The sequence below is a fragment of the Sinorhizobium sp. CB7 genome (genome assembly GCF_041357635.1).
Classification (GTDB): domain Bacteria; phylum Pseudomonadota; class Alphaproteobacteria; order Rhizobiales; family Rhizobiaceae; genus Rhizobium.
The window spans coordinates 1-13158 of record NZ_JAULLL010000014.1 but is presented as its reverse complement, the minus strand read 5'-3'; the positions used below and the strand labels follow the sequence as shown (position 1 = coordinate 13158).

Sequence of the window (13158 nt, the reverse complement as noted above, 5' to 3'; positions counted from 1 at the left end):
AAGAAGCTGTTAATACTATATTTAGTGTTTGCAGCCACCATCACCACAAGATACAGGAATAACATCTCCGGATGAGACTCCTGTCAGAATACGGATACGAACACTGGCTGCACGACAACCGTGACGCTGGAAAAGGATTTTTGCGCCCTGGTCACGGGGGTCGGGCGCGCTTCAGAAGATGAGGTAAGGGATATGCGCATAGAACGTCGTTTTACGAAGGCCGATCAATCAGCCTATGCGGACATCGAATTCCGCAAGGCGACGAGCGAGATCAAGAACCCGGACGGTTCGATCGTGTTCCGGCTCGAAAACATCGACGTACCCGCGCAGTTCTCGCAGGTCGCGGCCGATATCCTGGCGCAGAAATATTTTCGTAAGGCCGGCGTGCCCGCGAAACTGAAGAAGGTCGAGGAAAACGACGTCCCCTCCTTCCTGTGGCGTTCCGTTGCCGACGAAGCAGCACTGAAGGATCTGCCGAAGGATGAGCAGACCGGCTCCGAAACCGATGCCCGCCAGGTCTTCGACCGTCTCGCCGGCACCTGGACCTATTGGGGCTGGAAGGGCGGCTATTTCTCTTCCGAGGAAGATGCTTCCGCCTTCCGCGACGAACTTGCCTATATGCTCGCGACCCAGCGCGTCGCCCCGAATTCCCCGCAATGGTTCAATACCGGCCTGCACTGGGCCTACGGCATCGACGGCCCGGGCCAGGGCCATTTCTATGTCGACCCCTTCACCGGCAAGCTGACCAAATCCAAGTCGGCCTACGAACATCCGCAGCCGCACGCCTGCTTCATCCAGTCGGTCGAGGACGATCTCGTCAATGAAGGCGGCATCATGGATCTCTGGGTGCGCGAGGCGCGCCTGTTCAAATACGGCTCCGGCACCGGCTCCAACTTCTCGATGCTGCGCGGCGAAGGCGAAAAGCTTTCCGGCGGCGGCAAGTCCTCCGGCCTGATGAGCTTCCTCAAGATCGGCGACCGCGCAGCCGGCGCCATCAAATCCGGCGGCACCACCCGCCGCGCCGCCAAGATGGTCGTCGTCGATATCGACCATCCGGATATCGAGGACTACATCAACTGGAAGGTCAAGGAAGAGCAGAAGGTCGCAGCCCTCGTCACCGGCTCGAAGATCGTCGCCAAGCATCTGAAGGCGATCATGAAGGCCTGCTTCAATTGCGAAGGCGACAACGGCGATTGCTTCGATCCCGCGAAGAACCCGGCGCTGAAGCGCGAGATCCGCGCCGCCAAGAAGGACCAGGTTCCGGAAAACTACGTCCAGCGCGTCATCCAGTTCGCCCGCCAGGGCTACAAGGACATGGAGTTCAAGACCTATGACACGGACTGGGATTCGGAAGCGTACCTGACCGTTTCCGGCCAGAACTCCAACAACTCCGTCTCGATCAAGGACGACTTCCTCAACGCCGTCGAGAACGACGGCGACTGGAACCTGACCGCCCGCAAGGACGGCCGCGTCATCAAGACCCTGAAGGCGCGCGACCTCTGGGAATCGATCTCCTACGCTGCCTGGGCTTCGGCCGATCCGGGCCTGCATTTCAACACGACGATGAACGCCTGGCACACGAGCCCGGCCGCCGGCGCGATCCGCGCATCGAACCCGTGCTCGGAATACATGTTCCTCGATGACACGGCCTGCAACCTCGCTTCGCTGAACCTCATGCAGTTCAAGGATGCCGCGACGAAGCGCATCAACATCGGCGACTATGAACACGCCGTGCGTCTTTGGACGGTCGTGCTCGAAATTTCGGTCATGATGGCGCAGTTCCCCTCGCGCCGCATCGCCGAGCTTTCCTACGAATACCGCACGCTCGGCCTCGGCTATGCCAATATCGGCGGCCTGCTGATGTCGTCGGGCATTCCTTATGACAGCGACGAAGCCCGCGCCATCGCCGGCTCGCTGACGGCGATCATGACCGGCATCTCCTATGCGACTTCGGCCGAAATGGCCTCCGAACTCGGCACCTTCCCGATGTTCAAGCCGAACCGCGAGCACATGCTGCGCGTCATCCGCAACCATCGCCGCGCCGCCTATGGCGAGACCTCGGGCTATGAGGGCCTGTCGATCAACCCGGTCGCGCTCATCCATGCCGAAAATCCGGACCAGGATCTTGCCGCCCATGCTAAGGCCGCCTGGGACAAGGCCCTGGAGCTCGGCGAAAAGCACGGCTACCGCAATGCGCAGGCGACCGTGATCGCGCCGACCGGCACGATCGGTCTCGTCATGGATTGCGACACGACCGGCATCGAGCCCGACTTCGCGCTGGTGAAGTTCAAGAAGCTTGCCGGCGGCGGCTATTTCAAGATCATCAACCGCGCCGTTCCGGAAGCACTGCGTACGCTTGGCTATTCCGAAAGCCAGATCGCCGAGATCGAGGCCTATGCCGTCGGCCACGGCAATCTCAACCAGGCGCCGGCCATCAATCCCGGCACGCTGAAGGCCAAGGGCTTCACCGACGACAAGGTCGCCGCCGTCAACGCAGCACTGAAGAGCGCCTTCGACATCAAGTTCGTCTTCAATCAGTGGACACTTGGTGCCGACTTCCTGAAGGGGACGCTGAAGGTCACGGACGAGCAGCTTTCCGACATGAGCTTCAGCCTGCTCGATCACCTGGGCTTCTCGAGGAAGGACATCGAAGCCGCCAACATCCATGTCTGCGGTGCGATGACGCTTGAAGGCGCGCCCTTCCTGAAGAAGGAGCATCTGGCCGTTTTCGATTGTGCCAATCCCTGCGGCAAGATCGGCAAGCGTTATCTCTCGGTCGAGAGCCACATCCGCATGATGGCGGCCGCCCAGCCCTTTATTTCCGGGGCGATCTCGAAAACCATCAACATGCCGAACGATGCGACCGTCGACGATTGCAAGAGCGCCTACATGCTCTCGTGGAAGCTCGGCCTCAAGGCCAACGCGCTCTACCGCGACGGCTCGAAGCTTTCGCAGCCGCTGAACGCTTCGCTGATCGAGGACGACGAGGATGAGGATGCGCTGGAGGAACTGCTGCAGGCTCCCACCGCCGCCCAGGCGGTGACCATCACCGAGAAGATCGTCGAGCGCGTCATCGAGAAGGTGGTGCGCCAGCAGGAGAAGCTGCCGACCCGCCGTAAGGGCTACACCCAGAAGGCCAAGATCGGCGGCCACACCATCTTCCTGCGCACAGGCGAATATGATGACGGCCGCCTCGGCGAGATCTTCATCGACATGAACAAGGAAGGCGCCACGCTGCGCGGCCTGCTCAACAACTTCGCGATCGCCATCTCGCTCGGCCTGCAATATGGCGTGCCGCTGGAGGAATATGTCGACGCCTTCACCTACACGAAGTTCGAGCCGGCCGGCATGGTGCAGGGCAACGACGCGATCAAGAACGCCACGTCGCTGCTCGACTACATCTTCCGCGAACTCGCCGTCTCCTATCTCGGCCGCCACGACCTCGCCCATGTCGACACGTCCGACTTCAACAGCACCGCGCTCGGCCGCGGCGTCTCTGAAGGCAAGGCGGATGTCGTCTCCAAGGGCCTGACGCGGGGCTATAAGCCGACGCTGGTTTCCGGCACCGGCGGCGAACGCCAGGCGGATGTCAAGGGTGCAGCGACCGCGGCCCCTGCCCGCGCCTCGTCCGGCGCCACGATCACCGCTTTCGCCGGCAATGCCGTCCGCAAGCTGGAGACGGCCGCTGCCATCTCCACATCCGAAATCGTCGCCTTCAAGCGCGATTACGAAGAGCGCGCCAAGGAACTGGCCGAGGAGATCGCGGAAGAGCTGGTCGACGAAGCAACCGACCTCTTCTCCGACAAGGCCGCCGCGGAAGCGGAAGCGGCGAAGTCCGAAGCCAAGAAGCTGGAGGCCGAACGCCGGACGCGCTCGATCATGCAGGGCTATACCGGCAACATGTGCACCGAGTGCCAGAACTTCACGATGGTGCGCAACGGGACATGCGAGAAGTGCGACACGTGCGGTGCGACGAGCGGGTGCTCTTGATTGCTCCTACTCCGTAGTGTGTGTGGGTCCCGCAGAAAAGACGTTGGACTCAGATTTTATACAAAAATCAGAGAGCGGCCACTTGGCCGCTCTTATGCGTTACATCGCATAACGCAGGCCGATACCCATACCGGAACCGGCGCATCACGTTCTCAGACAAGGCGGAAGCGGACGCCAAATGCATTTCCGTACATTCCTGCTTTCGCTGCAGGTCAAAACGGACAACTGTGTTGAATATCCTTATGGACAATAGGCGCCTTGGCGAATCGTGGTAGTTTGCCTCGTGGAGACCCAGTAGGATGGGTGCGAGTATGCGGCAAGCAACACTATCGGCTGTAATAACCCTCCTGGCGGGCATCCTTGCGACTAGCGTTGCCCATGCCGCTGAGCGCGGGGCCAAAACAGTTGATCAGACGACCACCAGCGCGGCGCCGCCTGCCTGGCTGCTTGGCGACTGGAACGGAGAACGAACCCGTTTGCAAGAAATGGGTATCGATTTTCAGTTCGGATATACGAGCGAAATCGCATCCAACCCGGCCGGTGGCATCGATCACAAGACGAGATACACTGACCAGTATACAGCCGGAGTGACATTCGATCTCGATCGCCTGCTCGACGTCCCGGCCGCACAATTCCAGGTCACGCTTACGCAGCGGCTCGGTCGCAACCTCAGCGAGGACGCCGAGCTCGGCACGCTTCAGCAAGTGCAAGAGGTGTTCGGTCGAGGACAGACCATCCGATTGACCGAATTCTGGTTCGACCAGAAATATGCGGACGGATTGATTGACTGGAAGATCGGCCGCATGCCATTCGGCGGGGACTTCGCGTCATTTGCCTGCGACTTCCAGAATCTGACATTCTGTGGCGCGAATCCCGGCAACCTCGTCGGCGACTATATTTTTAACTGGCCTATCAGCCAGTGGGCGACCCGGGTCAAGGTGGCTTTAGGCGGGTTCGGCTACGTGCAGGCCGGGGTCTATGATGCAAACCCCAAATACCTGGGCGTCGATGACCAAGTGCTTCCGGTGTTCTTTTCCGGTTCAACCGGAGCGCTGATACCGGTGGAACTCGCATGGCTTCCCAAGTTCGGCGATGAGGAGTTGCCGGGCAGCTACAAGATCGGCGGGTGGTATGACACATCTACCGCGGACGATGTCGTCTCCGACGTCAATGGCGATCTTTTCGCACTGACAGGCCTGCCCCCGCTCAGGCACCGTGGGCGGTACGGCGCTTACATCAATTTCCAGCAGCAGGTGACGAGCAACCTGAGCCTCTTCCTCAATGCCGTCGTGGCGGATAATCGCACGGCAAACACTGATCGTCAGATCGCGGCGGGATTTATCTACACAGGCCCGTTCAGCGCGCGCCCAAACGACGATATCGGCTTTGCCGTGGGCACGACGCACGTCAACGATCGCGTAGCCGACGCCCAGGCCTCGCAAGGCCGGCCGCGCCCCGACTCCGAATATGCTTTCGAGCTATATTATACGTATCGTCCTACGCCCGGATTGCTTTTCCGCCCGAACATCCAGTACGTGCTTGATCCAGGCGGTATCAGTGAGAACAAGGACGTCGTCGTGCTGGGCTTGAAGACTACAGCCACTTTCTGATCGTTCTATGACTTGCACGCTTAACTGGCGTAACAGACATCCGATCCCCGCCTAACTTGTTCGATGATGCCTGGGACTTCCGTTCAATACATCCCCAGTGTTCGTTATAGAAACGCCAGCAGCTCTTCGAGCACCTCCTGCGGGCGCTCCTCCTGAAGGTTATGCCCGCAGTCGAGCGCACGTCCTCGGACGTCGACGGCCTTCTCCCGCCAAGTCTCCAGAACGTCGTAGAGCGCGCCAACTGTCCCTCTGGCCCCCCACAACCCAAGCAGCGGGGCGGTGACCTTTCGGTCTGCGTCCGCAGCATCGTGAACGAGATCGATCCCTGCTGCTGCCCGGTAGTCCTCGCAAATGGCATGGCGGGTTGCCGGGTCGAGATAGCAGCGCAGGTACTCCGCAAAGGCCTCGGGCTCGGTCGCGCCGGCTACCTTGTTCTGGGTGTCGATATGCGTTCTGAGAAAAAACTCCGGATCAGCGGCAATGAGGCGTTCCGGAAGCGGTTCCGGCTGGATCAGGAAGAACCACCAGAAGTAACGCGTGGCGAACTCCATGTCAGTGCGGGCATACATCGTCGACGTGGGCGCGATGTCGAAGACGGCGATCTTCTCGACGGAGTCCGGATGGTCGAGTGCCAACCGGTGAGCGACCCTACCACCGCGGTCATGTCCGACCACCGGAAAGCGGGAATGCCCCAGAACCTCCATCAATTCCAGAACATCGGCCGCCATGGCGCGTTTCGAATAATTGATATGATCCTCGCCGCCATCAGGCTTGCTGCTATCGCCGTATCCGCGCAGGTCCGGGGCCACGATTGAAAACCGCTCAGCGAGCACTGGCGCTATCTTCCTCCAGGTCACGTGGTTCTGGGGATGCCCATGAAGCAGGAGGAGCGGCGGGCCTTTTCCGCCAAGAGCGGCCCTCAGCGTCACGCCCGATCGTGGAAGAGCAGCATCGAAGAGTTCGAAGCCGGCAAGAAAGCCGCTGCGGCCGCGGGGCTCAAGTGCGATCGAATTCATTGGTGCTGCCCTTACTGCAACCTTGGTGCGTCTTATAGGACGGTACGGCCCTGTAATGGCAGGTCAAGCAGCAACGCGGCCGAGTATGGCCGCGTAGCTGTTTTTTGCTGAAGTCGCAGCCGGAACCAAGAGATTACTTCACCACCGGTACCTTCTGCGTCCGGAACGCCACCTTCTGGGGATCGAGCCCGAGGTGGCCTTCCACGAGCTCCGGAGGCGTCAGCGCCAGCCACTGGTTCAGTGACACGTCGGCGTAGTAGCTGCTCTTGAACATCTCCAGGAACTTCAGCGTCGTGTCGCCTGTGTTCTCGATGTAATGGCCCATCGCGAAGGGCACGTAGCCGACATCGCCCGCGGAGAAGTCGAACGTGCGGGAATGCCCGTTGGCGGCAAAGACACCCATGCGTCCCTTCCCTTCGATGTAGTACTGCCACTCGTCGGTATTGGGATGCCAATGCAGTTCCCGGATGGCGCCGGGCTCGATCTCGACGAGCGCCGCTGCGATCGTCTTGGAAGCCGGGAAGTTGTTCGAATCGGTGATGCGGACCCTGCCGCCGGGTGTCTTGATCGGTTCCTGGGCGGTCATGCGGTGGCTAAACTTCACTGCGACCGGCTCGGCGCCCTTTATCCTGTCCTCGGCGATATTCTGGGGCGGAAGCGGCAGCGGGAACATATAGCGCTCGCTCTCCTTCGGAAGCTTGTCGAACTCTTCAGGCGATGCGCCGAAATTCTTCGCCAGCAACGGCTTTGGCACATGGTTGAACCAGTCCGTCAGCAGGAAGGTACTATCCTCGTCAAAGCCGCCGTCGTCGAAAACCAGGAGGAATTCGCAGCCATCGGGGCCCAGCCCCTGGATCGAGTGCGGAATGCCCGACGGGAAATACCACAGATCGCCGGGACCGACATCGTCGACGAAGTTATGGCCGGTCGCATCGACGGCCGTGATGCGGGCTGAGCCATAGAGCATGAAGGCCCATTCGCCCTCCTTATGCCAGTGCAGTTCGCGGACGGCACCCGAATTCAGTCGCATGCCGACCCCCGCGATGCTCTTCGATACGCCGAGCTCGCGGACGGTGATCTGTCGTGTCCAGCCTCCGGGATACTGTTTCGTCGGTGCATCAGCGAAAGAAAACTTCAGGTTCGGCAGCGTGCCCGCGTCCGTCGAAGGCTGGTTCAGCATATCGGGGTTCTGCAGGTCGAGGGTCGTGTTTCGCGGTCCCGGATCATCGCCACCCAGGCCCGGCCGCTTTGGCTGTGGCACCTCCGCCGCCGCAGCCGCCGCTCCGAGCGAGACTGCAGCTCCCGCTGTAATTGCCACCAGTGCGTCGCGTCGTGAGAAACCGGTCATAGGAGTAAACCTCGTCAAGTTGAGACAACTATGAAGATAGGGTGCAATCGCAACCGCAAAACTATTCTCTGGTATAGTTGACGCTGCCATTCATCATTCGGCAGATCGGGCATGCGGAGCGCAGATGTTATGTGAATTCTGAGAATCCATCCGTATCCACTCGAAACGTAATGCTTTTTCCTTACCGATCAGGGCTCGGCGGAGCACGTTTGCGCGAAGATCCGAACTATCCTTCTGTATAGTTCTGCCACTCCGCCGCAAGTGCAACTATGCTGCGCACACCGAAGGGCAACCGTCAGCGGAATGCTGAAGCCGGGATCTCTTGTCGGATGCGCAGGAGCCGGTCCGCTGGCATGGGACCCGCACTCCGCCCCAGTTGCAGATGAAATCGAGCCATCACATCTGTATTCACCTTCCCGCGTTTTGGCACATCAACGAAATGGCAGAGGACCAATGTTCGAAGCGGGCGAAAAACGTGCCCGGATGCAAAACAGAGGTTATTCCCATGCGTATGACATTGATCACATTGCCAGTACTGGTACTGACGACTGGAATGGCGGGCGACGCCATGGCGAGAGATTATATGCAATCGTCGAATCGGCAGTCCCATGAAGAGAGTTTCGGCTTCAATAGCGAGGCTCACGCGCAAACTCCCAGGACTCGAACACGAATCGACGAGATGTTTACCAACAGCATCAATCGCACCGATTCCGGCTGCACCAACCAGAACAGCAACAACACACAGTCCTCCAACGGTTCCCATCTGACGCAGGGTGAGGGCTGCATGTAATCCTAAGCTGCAATGTCGACGCGACGCCGGCAGACGATAGCGGACGAGCCCATCGATCGACGACGGGAAATTGTAGTCTGGCCTACCGGATACCGGCGCGCGCCCTAGGACGCGTATCGTTGCGCTCATGGGCGAAGATCGCCGCGGGCAGTGGCGGGAGCTCCCGAATGAGGTCGGATCCTTTCTCGCCGATCATGATCGTCGGGGCATTGGTGTTGCATGAGGGCACGCGAGGCATGATGGAGGAGTCGCAGATGCGAAGGCCTTCCAGCCCATGGACCTTCAGGTCGAGCCCGACGACGGCCTCCGGGCCGGTGCCCATCTTGCATGTCCCCACGGGATGGTGGTCCGTCTTGGCATTGGCGCAGCCATAGTCGAAGAGCTGCTCGTCAGTCATCACCTTCGGACCTGGGAGGCGTTCGGCCAGGACGAAGGGCTTGAGCGCCGCCTGCTGCATGATTTCACGCGCAATCTTCAGGCCTTCCAGCGACATTGCTTTGTCGTGAGGATCGGACCAATAGTTCGGATCGATCAAAGGTGCCGCGGCCGGGTCGGAAGACGAGAGCCGGACGGTGCCGCGGGAACGGGGATGAAGATAAGCCGAATTCAGCGTGACACCGGCATTCTTCAGGCGCTCGACACCCGCTTCTATCCCTGATCCGAGGCCGAGGTGGAACTGGATGTCGGGAGAGCGCGCATCAGGGTCGGCGTACCAGAAGCCTCCGGTCTCGAAGAGAGACGAGGCAACGGGACCGGTCCTGAACAGGATATATTCGATCCCCGCCCAGATCGTTCGATGGAGCTTTGCCACTCCATCGTAGGTGTGGTCGCCCGTGCACTCCGCAATCACGAAAAGATCGAGATGATCCTGCAGGTTGCCGCCGACGCCCGGCAGGTCATGGAGGACCTTAACCCCGACGGACCTCAGGTGATCGGCGGGACCGATCCCGGATTGCAGGAGCAGCTTGGGGGATCCGATCGCCCCAGACGAGACAAGCACCTCGCGTTCGGCGCGCACGATCTCCGAGCCCCGCTCCGTCGCTATTTCCACGCCTGCCGCCCGCGTGCCTTCGAGAACGATACGGGCCACGCGAGCGCCCGTCCTGACCTTCAGGTTTTTCCGACCCTTGATCGGCGAGAGATAGGCGAGCGACGCGGAGGAGCGACGGCGATTGCGCTGCGTCAGCTGATAGAAGCCGACGCCCGCCTGCTGACGGCCATTGAAGTCGTGATTATAGGGAATACCCAGTTCCTGCCCTGCCCGGATATAAGCGTCACAGATCGGCAGCGCGGAGACCGGCATGGAAACGCCGAGCGGCCCGCCATAGGAATGATAGTCATCCGAGAAGCGCTGGTTGTCTTCAGCGCGTTTGAAGTAGGGAAGGATTGAGCGGTAGTCCCAGCCTTCGCAGCCGTCCTCATTTGCCCAGAGATCGTAATCCACCGCATTGCCACGCGTATAGAGCTGAGCGTTGATGGTCGATCCGCCACCAATGACCTTGGCCTGCGTGTAGCGGAGGACTCTGCCCTTCATGTGCTTCTGTGGGACGGTTTCCCAGCCCCAGCTCGCCACGCCCTTGGTCATCTTCGCGAAGCCCGCGGGCATGTGGAAAAGCGGATTCCAATCCCCGCCGCCCGCTTCCAGAAGCAATACGTTCACATCAGGATCTTCGCTGAGGCGATTTGCAAGGACGCATCCCGCGGGGCCGGCTCCGGTAATGATATAATCGAAACGCATTTCCTTATCCTGTCATAACCGGGGAATGGACAAACCACCGTCCGCGTCGATCACGGTTCCGGTCGCAAAACCGAAATCGCCCGAGGCCAGCGCGGTACAGATCCTGCCGAGATCCTCCGCCTCGCCCCAGCGCTTCATGGGCACCAGCCCACTCTCTATGAGGGCGTCGTATTTGGACGTGACGCCCGCGGTCATATCGGTGCGGATGATGCCGGGGCGGACCTCGAATACCGAAATGCCTGAATCGGCAAGGCGCAGCGCCAGGCCTTGCGAGAAGGCGGCAAGCCCCGCCTTGCTGATGCAGTAGTCCAGCCGTTCAGGCGAACTTGCCGCAGCCGATACGGACGTGATGTTGATGATCGACCGAGGATGCGGGCTGCCGCCTGAGACCAGCATCGCCTTGACCACAGCCTGTGTGAAGAAAACCGTGCCCTTCAGGTTGGTGGCGATGATCGTGTCGAAGTTCTCAGGCAGAAGACCGAGGAAGTCACCGCGAACGACCGAAGCCATGCCGGCGTTGTTGACCAGGCACTCGATGCGGCCGAACCGAGCAAGGATGGCGTGAACGGTCTCATCATGCTTTCCGACATCGGAAATGTCCGCCTGGAGGTAGATCGCATCAATCCCCAAAGCCCTGAGCCCATTGATCGCGTGTTCGCCGCTCTCCTCGGCTCCGATGCCGGTGATCGCTATGTTGTAGCCGGCTTTCGCCATCGCGATGGCGATCCCGAGACCGATACCCCGACGCCCTCCCGTGACCACTGCGACTGGTTTTTCAACATGGTCCGTCATGCGTTCAAATCCTTCGTCGCGATGTGATCGGCGACGCGAAGCGCCTGGCTGGCGATAGTGAGCGCCGGGTTCACGGCCGCCGAGGTGGGCAGGAAGCTCGCATCGACCACAAAGAGGTTCTGATGGTCGTAAGAGCGGCAATAGGGATCGAGAGGAGCGGTATCGGGATCATTGCCGATCCGAACCGTGCCGCATTGGTGCGATGGCGTGCGCTTGTCGAATGGGCGCGAGAGCACGATCGGAAAGCCGATCGATTTCAGTATTTCCTTGAGCTTGGCGACGAGCGCGAGATGTGCGTCCCAGTTGGTGCGCCGCCACTTCAAGATGATGCGGTCACCATCGACCATTACGCGGCTCTCCGGGCTTGGTACGTCTTCGCTCATCGCATAGAAGTCGATCGCCCGGCCGGTCATATGTTCGAGGATCCACTCGGGAACCATTGGCAACGATCCCTTGAGCACCTTGCCTGATATCCTACCGAGCAATTGGATGTTCCCAAGCGGCGGACCGCCGTTTCCATCGGACAGATAGAAATCGTTGAGCCCGAAGGTCTTCTGATAGACCGCGGTGTTGCGGTAGGTTGGCGACACGCCGATCACCGCTGACGCGTTATGGTTCATGAAGTTCCGCCCCACCTGGTCGGAGGAATTCGCCAATCCTCTCGGATACCGCCCATTCGCAGAACACAGCAGGAGCACGGCGGACTGCACTGCTCCCGCCGACAGAATGACGAGTCCGGGTGAAACGGTGACGTCCTGGCCGTCCTTGCGGTAGGTAACACCGGCAATCCGGCCGTCAGGTCCGGCCTCGAGCCTCATGACCCGCGCGCCCGTTTCCAGTCGAACACTGCCATGCGCAAGTGCCGGGGCAAGTGCTGCAGTCTCTGCGTCCATTTTACCGTCGCGTGAATTCGGATGGGCGTCCCATGGCGTCCTGGCCTTCGAGAGCCATTTCTCCAGATCGATCCCCAAAGGCAGCGAGAAAGGATGGAGCCCTTTCTTTTTCAGCCGTGTTCTCACTTCGGCAATGGGCGGCTCGTCGGGGACCGGCGGATAATCGTAGTCGAGAGAATGAGCGGGCTCCGTGGGGTCTTCCCCGAGGCATCCCCGGACGCGATACATTCGCTCTGCGCGGCTATACCAGGGTTCGAGAGTTTCGTAAGGGAACGGCCATGCGGGCGACACCCCTTCCCTGTGCTGGATTTCCTCGAAGTCCTCCCGGCGGTAACGGGAAAGCACTGCCCCATAAAATTTCGAATTGCCGCCGACATAGTAGTAGTTGCCAGGATTGAACCCGGTCCCGTCGGCTTCATACCAGGTTTCCTTGGGACGGAAGTACCCACGCTGGAATATCGCCCGTTGATCGCGGTTTTCCGGGCGATCGGCAATGTAATCCCCAGCCTCGAGGATCAGGATTTCGGCCCCGGTCGCGGCCAGTCCGGCGGCGATCGTAGAGCCGCCTACGCCCGAGCCTATGATAACGATGTCAGGAGCCCTGCCCATTTTCCGATATCCTGCCCCTCACGCGATGCGCAATTGGCTCTGCGGGTCGAAGAACACCGCTTTGTCGAGATTGAAGGCGAGCCGAGCGCTTTGACCGGCTTGAATGCGGGCATCCGCGCGAAGCCGAGCCACAACCTCCTTGCCGCCGAGCTTGATCACCGCGAACGTGTCGGAGCCGGCCGGCTCCACGACCTCGATCAGGCAGTCCTCTTCCGCCAATGTTTTCGCATTACGGTCTGCACCGTCCGGATCGGTGAGGGCCTCTGGACGAATGCCAAAGACGACCTGACGACCCGTGTGAGCCTCGAGCATCTCCCTGCCGGGCGCCACCGGCAGTCTCAAGACGTCCGCATTCGAGCGTTCGAGCGAGAC

Annotated in this window: 9 protein-coding genes; 3 read left to right on the top strand and 6 right to left on the bottom strand. The window is 60.4% G+C overall.

Annotation, left to right across the window (positions count from 1 at the left end):
* The first annotated feature begins 192 nt into the window (after positions 1 to 192).
* Both AAE029_RS24380 and AAE029_RS24375 read left to right on the top strand, forming a co-directional pair.
* Complete coding sequence (locus AAE029_RS24380) at positions 193 to 3990, top strand: vitamin B12-dependent ribonucleotide reductase (RefSeq protein ID WP_371075491.1); 3798 nt, start codon at positions 193 to 195, stop codon at positions 3988 to 3990.
* A 311-nt stretch (positions 3991 to 4301) separates the two neighbouring features.
* Positions 4302 to 5600 (top strand): carbohydrate porin, encoded by a 1299-nt coding sequence (locus AAE029_RS24375; protein ID WP_371075490.1) that lies wholly within the window; start codon positions 4302 to 4304, stop codon positions 5598 to 5600.
* Between the two features lie 104 nt (positions 5601 to 5704).
* Here AAE029_RS24375 and AAE029_RS24370 read toward each other — a convergent pair whose 3' ends face one another.
* The gene (locus AAE029_RS24370) at positions 5705 to 6616 is read right to left on the bottom strand and encodes an alpha/beta fold hydrolase (RefSeq protein WP_371075489.1); all 912 of its coding nucleotides are present in this window, start codon (positions 6614 to 6616) and stop codon (positions 5705 to 5707) included.
* Between the two features lie 133 nt (positions 6617 to 6749).
* Entirely contained in the window at positions 6750 to 7964 is a 1215-nt protein-coding gene (locus AAE029_RS24365) for a cupin domain-containing protein (protein ID WP_371075488.1), read from the bottom strand.
* A gap of 505 nt (positions 7965 to 8469) precedes the next feature.
* Between AAE029_RS24365 and AAE029_RS24360 the strand changes: the two genes are divergently transcribed.
* Positions 8470 to 8754 carry a hypothetical protein gene (locus AAE029_RS24360; protein ID WP_371075487.1) on the top strand — a complete coding sequence of 95 codons (285 nt, stop codon included), beginning with the start codon at positions 8470 to 8472 and terminating at the stop codon, positions 8752 to 8754.
* Between the two features lie 82 nt (positions 8755 to 8836).
* Here AAE029_RS24360 and AAE029_RS24355 read toward each other — a convergent pair whose 3' ends face one another.
* From AAE029_RS24355 to AAE029_RS24340, 4 genes are all read right to left on the bottom strand, one after another.
* Entirely contained in the window at positions 8837 to 10492 is a 1656-nt protein-coding gene (locus AAE029_RS24355) for a GMC family oxidoreductase (RefSeq protein WP_371075486.1), read from the bottom strand.
* Positions 10493 to 10504: 12 nt separating this feature from the next.
* Positions 10505 to 11284 (bottom strand): 3-ketoacyl-ACP reductase, encoded by a 780-nt coding sequence (locus tag AAE029_RS24350; protein WP_371075485.1) that lies wholly within the window; start codon positions 11282 to 11284, stop codon positions 10505 to 10507.
* Complete coding sequence (locus AAE029_RS24345; protein ID WP_371075484.1) at positions 11281 to 12786, bottom strand: GMC oxidoreductase; 1506 nt, start codon at positions 12784 to 12786, stop codon at positions 11281 to 11283. The genes AAE029_RS24350 and AAE029_RS24345 overlap by 4 nt, the downstream gene beginning before the upstream one ends.
* Positions 12787 to 12804: 18 nt before the next feature.
* Positions 12805 to 13158: TOBE domain-containing protein (locus AAE029_RS24340; RefSeq protein ID WP_371075483.1), on the bottom strand; the 354-nt coding region annotated here is incomplete at its 5' end.